Origin of the sequence: Thermasporomyces composti, assembly GCF_003386795.1 — a bacterium.
Lineage (GTDB): Bacteria > Actinomycetota > Actinomycetes > Propionibacteriales > Actinopolymorphaceae > Thermasporomyces > Thermasporomyces composti.
This window is the reverse complement of sequence record NZ_QTUC01000001.1, coordinates 2,163,014-2,179,267: the sequence shown is the minus strand read 5'-3', so window position 1 is coordinate 2,179,267 and position 16,254 is coordinate 2,163,014. Positions and strand designations below refer to the sequence as shown.

Sequence of the window (16,254 nt, the reverse complement as noted above, 5' to 3'; positions counted from 1 at the left end):
GGCCGCGACGCTGAGACCGAGAGGATCCCCGCCGACCCGCCGATACCGGTCGTCGCACTCCGTCCAGCCCGGACGAGCACGTCCTCCGAGCTCACGTCACGATGTCGGCTCGGAGGAACCGCCACCAGGCGACGACGAGGAAGGCCACCGAGTAGACCAGCGTGGAGACGCCGCCCTTGGCCAGCTCCTCCAGGCGAATCGGATCGGTGAACAATCCCCACCACGCGTCGGCGTAGTGCAACGGCAGCAAGGCGCGGATGGGACCGAGCTCCGTCACTTGGTCGAGGATCGCGCCGACGACGACGACCATGACGGTGCCGCCGACCGCCGCGAGCGGCGCGTCCGTCGACACCGAGAGGAGGAAGGCGAGCGCGGCGACGACGAGGAGCGTGAGCGCGACGTAGGCGGTCATCGCGACGATGCGACCGAGCGCCTCCCCCGCGGCCATCTCGTCTCCTCGCGGCGTGCGCAAGGGTCGCCAGCCGAACGCGAGCGTCCCCACGACGTAGGTCGTCACGACGAGGCCGAGCAGGGCCACCATCGCGGTCAGCACGCTGACCGTGAGCTTGACGGCCAGCAGCCGGCCCCGCGGAACCGGCACGGCGAGGAGGTAGCGGAGGGTGCCGTGGCTGGCGTCGCTCGCCACCGTGTCCCCCGCCAGCAACGCGACGACGACGGTGAGGAGGAAGCTCGCGGCGGCTCCCACGGTGAAGACGGTGAAGTTGGCCGCACCGGCCGTGGCGAGGTCAGCGAACGACGCCTCGCCTACGCCTCGGCGGTCCCCGAGGTGGAACGCCGCGACGAGCACGAACGGCAAGGCCAGGCAGAGACCCCAGGCGAGCCTGGTGGGCCAACGCGACAGCTGACGGCGCAGCTCCAGCCGCACTCCGAAACCCGCGACAACGCGTCGATCGACGGGATCAGCGATCGACGCCTGGGCCGGAACCTGACGAGGAGCCGCCTCCTCGGTCATGGCCGGTCTCCGATCCGCTCGGGCCCGTCCTGGCCCACGAGAGCGAGGAACCTGTCCTCCAACCGACCGCGGGGTCCGACCCGTTCCACCCCGACACCGCCGGTCACCAGGGTCCGGACCACCTCGCTGCGAGCGACGCCGTTGAGCACCACCACGAGGTCGCGTTCCCTCCTCGCGACCGAGGCGACCGGCAGCGTCGACACCAACGACGCGGCCCGCTCGACGTCGGTGACCTCGACCTCGACCGTTCCCTGGTCACCGGCGACGTCCGCGACCGGGCCAGCGGCGACCCGACGGCCCTCGTGCAAGACGACGACGTGCGTACAGGTCAGCTCGACCTCGGCGAGGAGATGACTGGAGACGAGGACGGCTCGGCCGGTCGCGGCGTACTGGCGGAGCACCCGGCGCAGCCCGGCGATCTGCGGCGGGTCGAGCCCGTCGGTGGGCTCGTCCAGGATGAGGAGATCCGGCATGCCCAGCATCGCTTGGGCGATCGCGAGCCGCTGGCGCATGCCGTGGCTGTACTCGCGCACCCGACGATCGAGAGCCGCGCCGAGTCCCGCGATCTCCAGCACCTCCGGCATCCGTGCCTCCTCCAGCGGCCGCCCTGTGGCCCGCCAGAACAGCTCGAGATTCGCCCGCCCGCTCAGGTGGGGGAGGAAACCCGGGCTCTCCACCAACACCCCCACCCGCGACAGCACTGACGCGCCCGGCACGACGCGCTGACCGAAGACGAGCACCTCACCCGCGGTGGGGCGCACCAGCCCGTGGAGGATGCGCAAGCAGGTCGTCTTACCCGCGCCGTTCGGGCCCAGGAGACCGACGACCTGCCCGCGCCGCACGGTGAAGTCCACACCACGCAGCACCACGTGGTCTCGCCCGTAGGTTTTCGCCAGTCCGCGCACGACGAGTGGGGTGTCGGCGTGACCGGCGTCGACAAGGCGTTCTCGCCGCGATCTCCCGTGACGCCCCACGAGGAATGCCCCGACGACACCGAGCGCACACAGACCCGCGAGCGCAGCCAGGGCGGCCAACCACGGGGCGGCCGGGTCGGACGGCGTCCGCGCCCGCACCCGCGGCAGCTCGATGGCGGCGTCAGCCAGACCCGCGACGTAGACCTGCGGGCTTTCCGGCCCGGCGTACGCCTGGTCGGCGGCCGCCACCGTCACGCGGATCCGGTGGCCGGTCGGGAACCTGTGCACCAGACCCGGCAGGGTGACGGTCACCGGTCGCGCCTCGGCGTACGACGTCGGCAGGCCGGTCAGCCGGACGGCCGCGACATTGCCGCCCGGCAGGGTGGCGCCCCCGTCCGGCGCCACGTCGTACAGCTTGACGAACAGCACCGCCGATCCGGTCGGCGACGCGGCCTGCAGCCGGACGGTGGGAGCGCCGACGACGTCGACCGGGGTGCTGAGGGGAGCCGACTCGTAGGCCACCGCTTGGCCCGGGATGTCGTGGACGAACGCGCGTGCCAGCGGACTTCGAGTGACGATCCCGAGGCCCGGCATCGACGACAGCGCCGCGGGGCCGGCCTTGGGCGGGCTGCTGATCGTGCTCGGGTGCCCGGTGAGGCTGACGACACGCGGCGGCTGGTCACCGTCCAGCCCCGGGTAGCGGCGGGTGTACAGCCCGAGGGTGGCGACGTCGTACCCGAGCTCGCCAGTGCTGGTGACCCGGGTGAACGCGAACGACCGGGGCGGCTTGGGACCGCTGCCACGTACGTAGTGGTCGAGCCAGGTCCGCGTCGCGTTGCGGATCCGTCTCCGGTCGAGGGTCGAGCCGGGTCCGGCGTCGTGGCCACCGGAGAACCAGAGCACCCGGACCGGCGTCCCGTTCGCGGCGATCCCCACCGCGTTGGCTTCCGCCTCCGCCAGCGGAAAGAGCGTGTCGGCGGTGCCTTGGATGAGCAGCGTCGGGGCGGTGATGCGGTCGAGAACCGCCGCGGGACTCGACCGGCGCAGCAGGCGCACCGTGGCGGCGTCCGCGCGGCCGGTCGCGGCGACACGGTGGTACATCCGACAGACCTCGAGGGCGAAGCGCCCGCACGCGGCGGTGTCCGTCAGCACTCGGGCCAGCTCCGGCAGGAACGCGGTGGCGGTCGAGGATCGCGCTCGCCCTGCTACGGCCTCGTCCGGCGAACCGTCCCTCGACCCACTGGCCAGGTCCGCGGTGTCCGTGGACTCCGGCACGCTGGACCGCACGGTGGCCGGGTCGAGGTCCGGGACGGACCTGCCCAGCCCGGCCGCGTACAGCCAGCTCGCCCACGCTCGCTTGAAGACGCCCTCGCGTGGTCCTTTCCCGGTGGCCTCGGGGAAGAGGGCCCGTCCCAGGTCGTTCCACGTCGCCTGCGGGACGATCGCGTCGACGCGCTTGTCCAGACCTGCCAGGAGCAAGGCCAGCGCGCCTCCGTACGACGAGCCGACGACGCCGACTCTGGGATCGCCGGGACCGTCCCGCAGGACGTCGGACCGCCGGGCGAGGAGATCGAGGAGCCGGCGAGCGTCGGACACCTCGTAGTCCGGGTCCATCAGGTGGATCTGGCCACCGGACCGTCCGAAGCCCTGCGCGGTCCAGGTGAGGACGACGTAGCCCTGCTCAGCGAGATAGCGCGCTTGGTCGGCCACGCTCTCCTTGGTGCCGCCGAATCCGTGGGCGAGCAGTACCGCCGGCGCGGGTGCGCGTGCGGAGGCCGTCGCCGGCACGTACCACCGCGTGTCCAACTGGACTCGCTGCGCACCGCGAGGCCCGGTGGGAACGGTGACCATGGCGTCCTCGACCCGAACATGCACCGGAGCGGTCGAGACGCGCCACACGAGGAGACTCGCCGCCAGGACGAGACCGAGAACCAGCGCCATGACGAGACGGCCACGTGACGAGGCGACCACCTCGAAACCGTATTCAGACCCAGCCGCGCGGGACCGGAGTTTCGCGGCGATACCCGCGACTTGCGACAACTGGTCTTGACGATCGTCCGCCGACCTCACAGCCACCGGCGAACACCGCGGGAACGCCAAGCGTCAATGATGTCTTGCGTGACACCTTCGGCGGACGGTGACGGTTCACCATGACTCTGTGGCAGCCTGGTGAACCGCTGAAAGGACGAGAGTTCGTCTATCGTCCTCGCATGGCGACCATGGACGACGTACGTCGGATCGCACTCTCCTTGCCGGAGACGACCGAGGAGCTGTGGTACGGGACTCCTGGGTTCAAGGTGCGAGGCAAGGGGTTCTTGCGCGTCAAGGGCGAGACCGACGACCGGCTCGTGGTCTTCGTCGCGACCTCGGCGAGAAGGAGGCGTTGCTCCGCGCCGCTCCGGAAACGTTCTCCACGACGCCGCACTACGACGGGCACCCGATCGTCCTGGTCGACGTGAGCGTGACCGATGTCGACGAACTGCGTGAGCTGATCGTCGAGTCTTGGCGCCAGCGGGCACCGCACCGGTTACGACAAGCGTTCGACGAGCGGCAGCGAGGTTCCTCAGGTCAGTGAACGGCCAGCAGTCGGCAGCGGCCTCAGCGCTGACCCCTCGAGGGGATGGAGTCGTCTGTCAGGCCAGCGAGCGCCGACGGGTGAGGCGCCGCCACCACGGCTCACGTCGTGCTGACCGCCTTGCGGCCGCCTCGGCGGCCCGTCGCTCCGCCTCGGCCCTGGCGGCCGCCTCGGCCCTCGCCGCGTCGTCAGCGGCGCGATCAGCCCGCCACTGCTCGACGACCTTCTCCACCTTCACCGGCGCGACCGGAATCCGAGGACCGGACACCGGCATGCGGAGGTAGGTCAGGATCTCCTCGTTGAGGCTCTCGACGAGGTCCCGCACCGCTTGCTCGGACCGCAAGGGTCGAACCTTCTCGCGCAGGCGCTCGACCTCTTTGCGCAGCCGCAAGGGCGTCGGCAGGAGGTCGTCAGCCGTCAGGCCTTCCCGACGCAGGAAGTTGCGTACCCAGACCTCGTCGTAGGGCTTGTCCAGGTCGGGGATGGGTTTGCCGGCTCCTGGCAGATTGTCGAAATCGCCACGTTCGACCGCTTCGGAGATCTGCTGGTCCACCCACGTCTGGAAGCTGACGTGCGGCGGCTTCCGCTCGGTCATACCTCGATTGTTCCAGCCGGATCTCCGCTGGATTCGCCGCCGCCGACGCTCTCCCGGCACGCCGAGCCACCCGCGCGCAAAGTGGCGGTACCAGGCGGGATCGACCGCTTGTAGCCGTCCGGCATCGCGAGACGGGGCACCTCAGGCTCCGTGAACAGCCCGAGCCGCCGATGCTCGTGGGAGAGGACCGGAACCGAGTCTCCCGTCACCGTGCGACCAGCTCCTCCCGCGTGGACGACTCGGCGCAACGTCATGTGCCAGGGGACCAACGCGCCACGCGGCTAACCCGGGGCGTGCTGACGACGAAGGGACGCCTGGAGACGAAGGGAGAGACACCAGAGGAGAGACACCCAGGGGAGGAGTGGTGGAGACGAGGGGACTCGAACCCCTAACCCCTGCCTTGCAAAGGCAGTGCTCTGCCAGTTGAGCTACGCCCCCGATGGGCTCCGCGAGCCAGGGCCCCGACGGTGGCCCAGGACGAGCGATCGGTCAGTGGCCGCCCGACGGAGGGATGGGATCGGTGGCCTCCGTCCACAGGTCCCGCTCCGCCCGATCGGACATGAAGCGTCGGTAGGCCAGCCACCCACCGAGAACCGCGAGAGCGACGAGCAGGACCTTCTTCGCCATCTGGGGACCTCCTAGCGGGCTGAGCCGTGGTTCGGTCGGGTCATGGGCCCCTAAAGCACAAACGGCCGGCCGACCTGGGTGGCAGCAGCCACCGACCACCCTCCGCCAGGCCGCTCCGGCAACGTGGGCCTAACTGGACTTGAACCAGTGACCTCTTCCTTATCAGGGAAGCGCTCTAACCGTCTGAGCTATAGGCCCGAGCCGCCGATGAAGGTTACCGCAACCCTAGCGTCCACCCAAAACCGGGTGGTCACTACCCGGCCACCGACCGGTCCAGCCGAGCCAGGTGGGCTCAGTAGTCGTCCTCGGCGAGGGTGATCTCGAGCCCTCCGAGCAGGCTCGCGGACAGGTTGTAGAGGAAGGCGCACAGGGTCGCGATCGCGGTGATGAGGATGACGTCGACGACACAGATCAGCGCGGTGAAGCCCAGCACGCGATCGAGGCCGATGTAGTCCTCCAGGACGAACGGCCCCTCCGAGGCGCTGCCGAGGACGTCGGTGACCGTTCGGCTGATGGAGTCGTAGACGCCCGCGGCCTCCAGAACCTTCCAGACCACGGTGACGGCCACCACCGTCACGATGCCGAACGCGATCGAGAGGAGGAACGCGGTCTTCATCACCGACCACGGGTCGACCCGGACCGCCCGCAGGCGAGCCCGACGGACGCGGCTGCGGTCCGGAGGCTCGACCCGCGGTGGCGTCGGACGCACACGCTCGCGGTACCGCGCCGCGATCGCCTCGCGGGTGGCCACCGGGTCCGGACGCACGGGATCCGGACGACGAAAGTCCGGGCGTGGCGGAGCCGAACGGTGGTCCGGTCCGCCACCCGAGGCATGAGGATCCTGGAGACCGCGCGGGCCACGGTCGCCGGGAGGACCCATCCCCGGCTGCTGCCGACCCCCGGCGACCTCGTCCGCGAAGCCCGGGCTGGATCCGCCGCCCGACGGGTTGGAACCACCCACCGGCCCGGTGCCCGGACGAGAGCCGGGACCAGGACCTCCGCTCGAGCCCGCTCCACCCTTCGAACCGGCCGAGCCACCCGAGCCTCCCGCTGGGCTGGAAGCGGCTCCGGACGTGGAGATGACCTGGGTACCCGACTCGTCAGGCCCGCCGTTGCGTGTCACGTGCTGTCCTCCTGGCTGCCGGTCCACTCCTGTCCGTCCGGACCGTCGCTAGGCCCATCTTCCCCGGGCGCGTCCGAGCTCGCCGTCACTTTCGCCTCGTCCTCGGCATCGTCCTCGGCGTTGCGAGCGATGGCAACGACGGCGTCGCCCTCGCGGACCCCCGCGAAGATGACGCCCATCGTGTCACGGCCCTTGGCGGGAACGTCCGACACGGGGCTTTGAGTCACTTGTCCACTAGCTTTGACGCACAAGACCCGGTCTCCGTTGCGTACGACGATCGCGCCGACCAGGGAACCACGCGAATCGGTGATTCGCATGGCCTTGATGCCGAGCCCACCGCGGCCCTGCCGCCGGTACTCCGACACCGCCGTACGCTTCGCATACCCCCCATCGGTGGCGGTGAACACGTACTGGCCTTCCTCCTCACCGGCCCTGATCACCGCCATCGACAGCAGCTCGTCACCCTCGCGGAAGCGCATGCCGGTCACGCCCGAGGTCGCCCGACCCATGGGTCGGAGCTGCTCGTCATCGGCCCGGAACCGCACCGCCTGGCCTTTGCGCGACACCAGCAGCAGGTCGTCCTCGGGCCCGACCAGCTCGGCGCCGACGAGCTCGTCCTCGGGGTCGCGGAAGTTGAGCGCGATGATGCCGGCGGCGCGGTTGGAGTCGTACTCCTGCAGAGCCGTCTTCTTGACCAGGCCCTTCTTCGTCGCCAGCACGAGGTAGGGCGCCTGCTGGTAGTTCTCGATCGCGAGCACCGCGGCGATGTGCTCGTCCGGCTGGAACGACAGCAGCCCGGCGACGTGCCCGCCCTTGGCGTCCCGTGGCGCTTCGGGAAGTTCGTACGCCTTCGCCCGATACACCCGACCCCGGTTGGTGAAGAACAAGATCCAGTGGTGGGTGCGGGTGACGAACAGGTGCTTGACGACGTCGCCGCCTCGAAGCGCGGCCCCGCGCACGCCCTTGCCGCCCCGTCGCTGGCTGCGGTAGAGGTCGGCCTTGGTGCGCTTGGCGTAGCCGTCCATGGTGATGGTGACGACGACGTCCTCGTCCGGGATCAGGTCGGCCGCGGTGAGGTCGCCGTCGGACGGGATGATCTTCGTCCGCCGCTCGTCGCCGTACCGCTCGACGATCTGGGTCAGCTCCTCGGCGACGATCTGTCGCTGCCGCTGCGGTGTGGCGAGGATGTCCTGCAGGTCGGCGATGCGCGCCTCCAGCTCCCGCAGGTGGTCGATGATCTGCTGACGCTCGAGCGCGGCCAGCCGGCGCAGCTGCATGTCGAGGATCGCCCGCGCCTGCAGCTCGTCGATGCCGAGGAGGTCCATCAGACCGTTCCGCGCCTCGTCAGCCGACGGGCTGCGCCGGATGAGGGCGATGACCTCGTCCAGCGCGTCGAGCGCCCGGACCAGGCCTCGGTAGATGTGGGCCTCCTCCTCCGCCTTGCGGAGTCGGAACCGGGTCCGTCGTTGGATGACGTCGAGCTGGTGGTCGATCCAGTAGGTGATGAACTGGTCGAGGGTCAGCGTGCGCGGGATCCCGTCGACCAAGGCCAGCATGTTGGCGCCGAAGGTCTCCTGCAGCTGGGTGTGCTTGTAGAGGTTGTTGAGGACGACCTTGGCGATCGCGTCCCGCTTGAGGATCACCACGAGCCGCTGACCGGTCCGCGACGAGGAGTCGTCCCGGACGTCGGCGATGCCCGCCACCTTGCCGGAGTCCGCCAGCTCGGCGATGCGCTGCGCCAGGTTGTCAGGGTTCACCTGGTACGGCAGCTCGGTGATGACGAGGCACGTCCGACCCTTCGAGTCCTCCTCGATGTCGACGACCGCCCGCATCGTGATCGAGCCGCGGCCCGTGCGATAGGTGTCCTCGATGCCCTTACGCCCGACGATGAGCGCACCCGTGGGGAAGTCAGGCCCCTGGATCCGCTCCATCGCGGCCTCGAGCAACTCCTCCCGGGTGGCGTCAGGGTGCTCCAGCGCCCACAGGGCGGCGTCGGCCACCTCCCGCATGTTGTGCGGGGGGATGTTCGTCGCCATGCCGACGGCGATGCCGGCGGAGCCGTTGACCAGAAGGTTGGGGAACCGGCTGGGCAGGACGACCGGCTCTTGGCCGCGACCGTCGTAGTTGGGCCGGAAGTCGACGGTCTCCTCGTCGATGTCGCGCACCATCTCCATGGCGAGCGGTGCGAGACGACATTCGGTGTACCGCATCGCGGCCGGCGGGTCGTTGCCGGGCGACCCGAAGTTGCCCTGCCCGTGCACGAGCGGGTAGCGCTTCGTCCACGGCTGCGCCAGGCCCACGAGGGTGTCGTAGATCGCCTGGTCGCCGTGGGGGTGGTACTGACCCATGACGTCGCCGACCACCCGCGAGCACTTGGAGAAGCCGCGGTCGGGCCGGTATCCACCGTCGTACATGGCGTACAGCACCCGGACGTGGACCGGCTTCAACCCGTCACGGACGTCAGGCAGCGCACGCCCCACGATGACGCTCATCGCGTACTCGAGGTAGTTGCGCTGCATCTCGACCTGGAGGTCGACGGTGTTGATGCGCAGCGGAGGCGCGGGTGGCGTGGCGGTGGTGTCGTCGGTCACTGTCGTTCCTCAGCAGACGTTCCGTGGGGGGTGGTGGAGACGCGACGTCGGATCTCGTCCATCCGAGCCGGGGTCAACGACGGTCGCACAGGCAGGTCGCCGGCTCAGATGTCGAGGAAGCGGACGTCCTTGGCGTTGCGTTGGATGAACGAACGACGTTGCTCGACGTCCTCGCCCATGAGGATGGAGAAGATCTCGTCCGCCTGGGCTGCGTCGTCAAGGGTCACCTGCCCGAGGATGCGGGTGTTGGGATCCATCGTCGTCTCCCACAGCTCGTCGGCGTTCATCTCGCCGAGACCCTTGTATCGCTGGATCCCGTTCTCCTTCGGCAGCTTCTTACCCGCCTGCAAGCCGGCTTCGACCAGGCCGTCACGTTCCCGGTCGCTGTACGCCAGCTCGTGCGGCGCGTTGCTCCAGCGAATGCGGTACAGCGGCGGCTGCGCGATGTAGACGTGCCCGGCCTCGATGAGCGGCCGCATGAAGCGGAAGAGCAGCGTCAGCAGCAGGGTCGTGATGTGCTGGCCGTCCACGTCGGCGTCGGCCATGAGCACGATCTTGTGGTAACGCAGCTTGGCGATGTCGAAGTCTTCGTGGATACCCGTGCCCAAGGCTGCGATGATCGCCTGAACCTCGGCGTTCTGGAGAACCTTGTCGATGCGGGCCCGCTCGACGTTGAGGATCTTGCCGCGGATCGGCAGGATCGCCTGGATGCGAGGGTCACGACCGCCCTTGGCCGAACCGCCCGCCGAGTCACCCTCGACGATGAACAGCTCGCATTCCTCGGGGTCGGTCGACTGACAGTCGGCCAGCTTCCCGGGCAGGCCACCGCCACCCAACAGACCCTTCCGGTTGCGGGCCAGGTCCCGGGCCTTGCGGGCGGCGATCCGCGCGGTCGCGGCCTGGATGCCCTTACGGACGATCTCCTTGCCCTCGCTGGGGTTCTTCTCGAACCACTCGCCCAGCCGGTCGTAGACCACGCTCTGGACGAACGTCTTGACCTCGGTGTTGCCGAGCTTGGTCTTGGTCTGCCCCTCGAACTGCGGCTCCCGGAGCTTGACCGACACGATGGCGGTGAGCCCTTCCCGCACGTCGTCGCCGGACAGCCGCTCCTCCGCCTTCTTGATCAGACCCCACTCCTGGCCGAACTTGTTGACCAGGCTGGTCAGCGCCGCACGGAAGCCCTCCTCGTGGGTGCCGCCCTCGTGGGTGTTGATGTTGTTGGCGAAGGTGTGCACCGACTCGGTGAAGGTGGTGTTCCACTGCATCGCGACGTCGAGGGTCATGCCCACCTCGTCGTCCTCGGCGGAGAACGACACGATGCTGCGGTGCACGGGCTCCTTGGTGGCGTTGAGATGCTCGACGTAGTCGATCAGGCCGTTGTCGTAGCGGAAGACCGCCTCGCGCCGCTCGCCTGACTCACTGAGGTCGGTCCGCTCGTCGACGAGGACCATCGTCAGGCCGGGGTTGAGGAAGGCCATCTCCCGCAGCCGGGTCGCGATCGTCTCGTACGAGAACGTCGTCGTCTCGAAGATGTCCGGGCTGGGCCAGAACGTGATGGTGGTGCCGGTCTCCTCGGTCGGCTCGTGTCGCTTCAGCGGATGGTCGGGAGTACCGAGGTGGTAGCTCTGGGTCCACCGGTAGCCGGAGTTCTTGACCTCGACCTCGAGCCGGCTGGACAGCGCGTTGACGACGGAGACACCGACGCCGTGCAGACCGCCGGACACCTTGTAGCCGCCGCTGCCGAACTTGCCGCCGGCGTGGAGGACGGTCAGGACCACCTCGACGGCCGAGCGTCCCTCGGACTCGATGATCCCGGTGGGGATTCCACGCCCGTTGTCGACGACGCGGACCCCGCCGTCCGCCAGGAGGGTCACCTCCACGTGATCGCAAAAGCCGGCCAGCGCTTCGTCGACCGCGTTGTCGACGACCTCCCACACCAGCTGGTGGAGCCCCCGCTCGCCGGTCGAGCCGATGTACATGCCCGGCCGCTTGCGTACGGCGTCCAGCCCTTCGAGAACGGTGATGGCGCTAGCGTCGTACTGCGGCACGTCACCAGTCGTCACGTGGGGTTGACCTCCTGTTCGCGGGACACGAAGAAGCCGCCCCGGCTGGCGCGACCGACTACCGCGGCCGCGGTCAGGCGGAGCGGCCTTCATTGGCCTCCAGTGTACCCGCGGACGCGGCAAAGACCGCCGTCAGAGGGCTCTGGAGGCATTCTGGCCGCCTCAACTACCGCTCAGGTACCCCCCTTCGTACGCCGGGGTCCCAAGGCGCCCAGAAGCGTTGTGTCGACGGTGACGGGCCCGCTACGAAGCGCTCGGACCGTGCTGGGACGAACACTGTCAGTCTCCGTGGACCCTCCGAATCTTCGCGTCCCACTCGGCTCTGCGTGGACCCTTCACCTTCCTGACACAGGCCCACGACTGAGACGTACCGCCTCGACGACTCGCTCCCACCCTGGGGCGCGAGGTCGGCGCCGTCACCCGTAGGTGTCTCGAGGCCCCCGACTGTCGCGGGTGCGGCGGGAGCGCCCGCGCCACCTCGGCGCCGACGGGCCGACCACGGTCACCCGGCGCACCGTTCCATCCCCGAGCTCCTCGTTCAGACGCCGAACCAGGCTCGGCGCGAGCAGCCGCACCTGGGTCGCCCACGCCGTGGAATCGGCCTGGACGGTCAGCTCCCCGTCGGCGAAGCGCACCGCCCGGCAGTGCGCGGCGACCTCCGGGCCGACGATGACGTCCCACCGCGCGATCGCGCCGGCGACCGCGACCTCGGTCACCCAGCCCCGCTCGTGGACGAGCCGCTCGATCGCCGCGTCGAGGTGCTGAGGATCACGGTCGTCAGGCGCGGCGCCGGACAGGGTGGCCTCGGCGCCCGAGCGGCCCGTCGTCCCTCTCGACCGGGCACCGGTGCCGGCGCGGCCCCGTGGACGGCTCGGCCGTCCGGCCGCGCTCAGCGACGCCGCGACCGCGCGAGCCAGGTCGAGGCCAGCGGGGTCCCACGACAGGTCCGCCCCCGCGGCAGTTCCTGACGACGCCGGACCCGACGAGACCGGACCCGACGAGGCTGGACCCGACGAGGCTGGACCCGACGAGGCTGGACCCGACGAGGGTGAGCGGGGAGGCGACGATGACGGAGCCGGTGGTGGAGGAGACGGCGACCGGGAGGACGACGGCGACCGGGAGGACGACGATCGTGCGGGCGGCTCAGTCGACACGACGCACCTCCCCTCCGGCGACCTCGTACCGCACACCGTTCAACTCCGCGGGGATGTCCTCGGGTACGGCAGCCGTCACCAGAACCTGCTCAGCGTGCGCCACCAGCGCCGCCAGTCGGCTCCGCCGTCCGGCGTCGAGCTCGGCGAACACGTCGTCGAGGATGAGCACCGGCTCCCCGCCGTCCTCACACAGCAGGTCGTACGCCGCCAGCCGCAGGGCCAGCGCCATCGACCAGCTCTCGCCATGGCTGGCGTAGCCCTTCGCCGGGAACTCCCCGAGACTCAGGAGGAGGTCGTCCCGATGCGGGCCGACCAGGGACACACCACGCCGCACCTCCTCGTCCCGTCGATCGGCGAGCGCGGCGGCGAGCCTCGCGGCGAGGTCCTCTGCCGAGGTGGCGTCGCCCAAGTCGGTGCCGCTGCGGTAGTCGATCCGGGCGTCGTGGTGCCCAGGCGAGACCTGCGCGTACGCCTTCGCGACCAGCGGACGCAGCACCTCGACCGTGGCCAGGCGTGCGGCCAGCAGCTCCCCGCCGAGGCGAGCGAGGTGGACGTCCCACACGTCGAGCGTGCGCAGCGCCCCCGACGAGGCCTGCTGAGCTGTCTTGAGCAGGGTGTTGCGCTGTTTGAGGACGCGGTCGTAGTCCTGTCGGACGCCCGCGAGGCGAGGCGCCCGGGCCACCAGCAGGTCGTCGAGGAAGCGCCGACGGGTGTCCGGGTCACCTTTGACGAGCGCCAAGTCCTCCGGCGCGAACACCACGGTCCGGAGAATGCCCGCGACGTCGCGGGGCCTGGAGACCGGCGCACGGTTCAGCCGGGCGCGGTTGGAGCGGCCCGGAATGATCTGGATCTCGATGAGGGCGCGGCGCCCCTGGCGGACCACCTCGCCCCGAACGATCGCGTACTCGGCGCCGGACCGGATCAAGGGAGCGTCGCTGGCAACCCGGTGCGAGCTCAGGGTGGCGAGGTAGGCCACCGCCTCCACCAGGTTCGTCTTGCCCTGCCCGTTGAGCCCGACGAAGATCGAGACGCCGGGTTCCAGGGAGACCTCGGCGCTCGGGTAGTTGCGGAAGTCCGTGAGGGACAGGCGCGAGACGTACACGGTGGCGATCGTTTCAGTGTCGGTATTCGGGGGTCGGTATTCGGGGGTCGGTATTCGGGGGTCGGTGTTCAGGGGTCGGCCGCGACGTGGCTGTGGCCCGTGGAGTTGTGGCTGTGACTTCTGCGGGTCGATGCGAGGCCGCCTAGGGCGCGTCGGTGTCTGGGCGGACCGCGCTGGAGCTCGGCAGGACGGCGTGCCCGCCGAACTGCTTCCGCATCGCCGCCACGGCCTTCATGGCGGGGGAGTCCGGTTGCCGGGAGGTGAAGCGGGCGAAGAGCGCCGCCGAGATGACCGGGAGCGGGACAGCGTGCTCGATGGCGGCCTCGACGGTCCAGCGCCCCTCCCCGGAGTCCTCGGCGTAGCCGCGGATCCTGTCCAGCTCGCCCGACTCCATCGCCTCCACGAGCAGGTCGAGCAACCAGGAGCGGATGACGGTGCCTTCCCGCCAGGAGCGGAACACGTCGGCGACGTTGTCGACGATCTTGGTGGTCTGCAGGAGCTCGTAGCCCTCGGCGTACGCCTGCATGAGGCCGTACTCGATGCCGTTGTGGACCATCTTCGCGAAGTGTCCGGCGCCGACCTTACCCGCGTGCACGAAGCCCAACCCGCCCTCCGGCTTGAGAGCGTCCATCACCGGTCGGACCTGGTCGACGTGGGCCGGGTCTCCGCCGCACATGAGCGCGTATCCCTGGGTTCTGCCCCAGACCCCACCGGACACGCCGCAGTCGACGAAGCCCACACCTCGACGCCCGAGCAGCTCGGCGTGGTACTGGTCGTCGGTCCAGCGGGAGTTGCCGCCGTCCACCACCACGTCGCCCTCGTCGAGGAGCTCGGCGAGGTCGGTGATCACCGACCTCGTCGGCTCCCCGGCCGGCACCATCACCCAGACGGCCCGGGGGCGTGGGAGCGCCGAGACCATCTCGGACAGGCTCGACACGTCCGACACGGCGGGATTCCTGTCGTAGCCCACGACGGTGTGCCCCTTGGCGCGCAACCGCTCCCGCATATTGGCGCCCATCTTGCCCAGACCGACGAGCCCGATCTCCATGGCAGACGTCCCCTCTCTGCTCCGGCCGGCTGGGTACGGGCCCCAGGAGGGGCGCCACGGCCGGGCCGATGCCGGCCGCCCCGTCTGTGAGGCACCAGGACGGGCGCCCACGCCGCGTCCAAGGTCCCCTGGTGACGCATCCCCTCAGGTGACGTCGGCTCTCCCGGCCCCTCCCAGGCCGCTCGTTCAGTGTTGCAGCCGAACCGGCATGAGCAGGTATCGATAGTCGGACTCAGGCTCGGAGGACTCGGACACACCCGTCAGCACAGCCGGGCGGGTGGGCTGGGTGAACGCGAACTGCGCCATCGGCGCGTCGATGGCGCTCAGCCCGTCGAGCAGGTAGTGAGGGTTGAAGCCGATCGTCAAGGGTTCGCCCTCGATCGACGCCTCGATCGACTCCGACGCCTGCGCCTCGTCGCTGCTGCCGGCCTCGAGGGTGGCGATGCCGTCGTCCAAGGTGAGGCGGATCGGGGTGTTCCGCTCGGCCACGAGCGCCACTCGCTTCAGCGACTCGACGAACGGCCCGGTCTCGACGCGAGCGATGGTCTGCTGCTCCGCCGGGAACAGCGTGCGGTACTTCGGGAACTCCCCTTCCAACAGGCGCGTGGTCGTCCGCCGCATCACCGCGCCGGTGGAGCCGGCGAAGCCGATCAAGCCCTCGCCCGTGCCCGAACCGGGGTTGGCGAGGGCGATCGTGATCTCCGAGCCCGAGGCGAACGCTTTGGCGGTGTCCGCGAGCACGCGAGCCGGCACCAGGGCGGTGGCCGACATGTCCGGACGCTCGGGCGTCCAGGTGAACTCCCGGACCGCGAGCCGGTAGCGGTCGGTGGCGGCGAGCGTGACGGAGGACCCCTCGATCTCGATGCGCACGCCGGTGAGGACCGGGAGCATGTCGTCGCGGCCCGCCGCGACCGCCACCTGGCCGACGGCGTGAGCGAAGACGTCCGCCTTGACCGTGCCCGACGCGGTGGGCATCTCGGGGAGCTCGGGGTAGTCCTCGGTCGGCAGCGTCTGCACGGTGAAGCGAGCGCTCCGACAGGTCACGACCACCTTGCCGCCCTCGGCGGTGATGTCGACCGGCTGAGCCGGCAGGCTCCGGCTGATGTCGGCGAGCAACCGCCCCGACACCAGCGCCGTTCCTTCGACGGCGACCTCGGCCGGGACGGAGACGCGCGCCGAGGTCTCGTAGTCGAAGCCCGAGAACACGATCTCACCGTCACGGGCCTCGATGAGCATCCCGGCCAGCACCGGGAGCGACGGCCGGTTGGGGAGGCTGCGCGCCACCCACGCCACGGTGTCAGCGAGAACGTCACGGTCGACGCGGAACTTCACCGCTCATCGCCTCCTTGAGATAGGGCGGGCGGCAGACGGAAGAGACCGCCAGGGAAGGTCGACGGTACACCGCCATGGCGGGTTCGGGTGGAGGCGGGTCGGCTTGTGGATTGTGGAGGTCTTGTCTTTCTCGTTAGGGAGACTCGGTCTCTTCATA

Annotated in this window: 13 protein-coding genes and 2 tRNA genes; 1 reads left to right on the top strand and 14 read right to left on the bottom strand. The window is 70.0% G+C overall.

The genetic code is table 11. The features are described 5' to 3' along the window. Positions 1-91: 91 nt before the first annotated feature. Complete coding sequence (locus DFJ64_RS09440) at positions 92-973, bottom strand: ABC transporter permease (RefSeq protein WP_115850132.1); 882 nt, start codon at positions 971-973, stop codon at positions 92-94. Continuing rightward, positions 970-3,858: an alpha/beta fold hydrolase gene (locus tag DFJ64_RS09435; RefSeq protein WP_245941036.1), complete on the bottom strand. Its 2,889-nt coding sequence runs from the start codon at positions 3,856-3,858 to the stop codon at positions 970-972. Before DFJ64_RS09435 ends, DFJ64_RS09440 begins: the two co-directional genes overlap by 4 nt. Before the next feature lie 239 nt (positions 3,859-4,097). Here DFJ64_RS09435 and DFJ64_RS09430 point away from each other — a divergent pair, with 239 nt between their 5' ends. After that, complete coding sequence (locus tag DFJ64_RS09430) at positions 4,098-4,346, top strand: MmcQ/YjbR family DNA-binding protein (RefSeq protein ID WP_211310552.1); 249 nt, start codon at positions 4,098-4,100, stop codon at positions 4,344-4,346. Between the two features lie 174 nt (positions 4,347-4,520). On the opposite strand, the gene DFJ64_RS09425 is transcribed toward DFJ64_RS09430, so the two are convergent. From DFJ64_RS09425 to dnaN, 12 genes are all read right to left on the bottom strand, one after another. Continuing rightward, positions 4,521-5,057 (bottom strand): DnaJ family domain-containing protein, encoded by a 537-nt coding sequence (locus tag DFJ64_RS09425; protein WP_115850131.1) that lies wholly within the window; start codon positions 5,055-5,057, stop codon positions 4,521-4,523. Beyond that, on the bottom strand, positions 5,054-5,266 hold the full coding sequence (locus tag DFJ64_RS19675) for an NUDIX hydrolase (protein ID WP_211310551.1): 213 nt from the start codon (positions 5,264-5,266) through the stop codon (positions 5,054-5,056). The genes DFJ64_RS09425 and DFJ64_RS19675 overlap by 4 nt, the downstream gene beginning before the upstream one ends. 153 nt (positions 5,267-5,419) lie before the next feature. Then, positions 5,420-5,495, bottom strand: a tRNA-Ala gene (locus DFJ64_RS09415). 51 nt (positions 5,496-5,546) lie between these two features. Next, positions 5,547-5,684, bottom strand: a complete 138-nt coding sequence (locus DFJ64_RS19435) for a DLW-39 family protein (protein ID WP_170152563.1) — start codon at positions 5,682-5,684, stop codon at positions 5,547-5,549. 124 nt (positions 5,685-5,808) lie between these two features. Next, a tRNA-Ile gene (locus tag DFJ64_RS09410) sits at positions 5,809-5,882 on the bottom strand. Positions 5,883-5,976: 94 nt separating this feature from the next. Then, the gene (locus DFJ64_RS09405; protein ID WP_115850130.1) at positions 5,977-6,450 is read right to left on the bottom strand and encodes a DUF3566 domain-containing protein; all 474 of its coding nucleotides are present in this window, start codon (positions 6,448-6,450) and stop codon (positions 5,977-5,979) included. A gap of 353 nt (positions 6,451-6,803) precedes the next feature. Continuing rightward, positions 6,804-9,326, bottom strand: a complete 2,523-nt coding sequence (gyrA, locus tag DFJ64_RS09400) for a DNA gyrase subunit A (RefSeq protein WP_245941292.1) — start codon at positions 9,324-9,326, stop codon at positions 6,804-6,806. A 176-nt stretch (positions 9,327-9,502) separates the two neighbouring features. Next, positions 9,503-11,461, bottom strand: a complete 1,959-nt coding sequence (gene gyrB, locus DFJ64_RS09395; RefSeq protein ID WP_245941035.1) for a DNA topoisomerase (ATP-hydrolyzing) subunit B — start codon at positions 11,459-11,461, stop codon at positions 9,503-9,505. Positions 11,462-11,877: 416 nt separating this feature from the next. After that, positions 11,878-12,615 (bottom strand): DciA family protein, encoded by a 738-nt coding sequence (locus DFJ64_RS20100; protein ID WP_115850127.1) that lies wholly within the window; start codon positions 12,613-12,615, stop codon positions 11,878-11,880. Beyond that, on the bottom strand, positions 12,605-13,717 hold the full coding sequence (gene recF / locus DFJ64_RS09385; RefSeq protein ID WP_115850126.1) for a DNA replication/repair protein RecF: 1,113 nt from the start codon (positions 13,715-13,717) through the stop codon (positions 12,605-12,607). Before recF ends, DFJ64_RS20100 begins: the two co-directional genes overlap by 11 nt. A gap of 142 nt (positions 13,718-13,859) precedes the next feature. After that, positions 13,860-14,765 carry a phosphogluconate dehydrogenase (NAD(+)-dependent, decarboxylating) gene (gene gnd / locus DFJ64_RS09380; RefSeq protein WP_115850125.1) on the bottom strand — a complete coding sequence of 302 codons (906 nt, stop codon included), beginning with the start codon at positions 14,763-14,765 and terminating at the stop codon, positions 13,860-13,862. A gap of 186 nt (positions 14,766-14,951) precedes the next feature. Further along, entirely contained in the window at positions 14,952-16,097 is a 1,146-nt protein-coding gene (gene dnaN / locus DFJ64_RS09375; protein WP_115850124.1) for a DNA polymerase III subunit beta, read from the bottom strand. Positions 16,098-16,254 lie beyond the last annotated feature (157 nt).

What these genes read in the sequence shown, in the direction of transcription:
- DFJ64_RS09440 (WP_115850132.1), bottom strand. Translation starts at nt 973, where the DNA reads ATGACCGAGGAGGCGGCTCCTCGTCAGGTTCCGGCCCAGGCGTCGATC.
- DFJ64_RS19435 (WP_170152563.1), bottom strand. Translation starts at nt 5,684, where the DNA reads ATGGCGAAGAAGGTCCTGCTCGTCGCTCTCGCGGTTCTCGGTGGGTGG.
- DFJ64_RS09430 (WP_211310552.1), top strand. Translation starts at nt 4,098, where the DNA reads ATGGCGACCATGGACGACGTACGTCGGATCGCACTCTCCTTGCCGGAG.
- DFJ64_RS09425 (WP_115850131.1), bottom strand. Translation starts at nt 5,057, where the DNA reads ATGACCGAGCGGAAGCCGCCGCACGTCAGCTTCCAGACGTGGGTGGAC.
- gyrA (WP_245941292.1), bottom strand. Translation starts at nt 9,326, where the DNA reads ATGCAGCGCAACTACCTCGAGTACGCGATGAGCGTCATCGTGGGGCGT.
- gnd (WP_115850125.1), bottom strand. Translation starts at nt 14,765, where the DNA reads ATGGAGATCGGGCTCGTCGGTCTGGGCAAGATGGGCGCCAATATGCGG.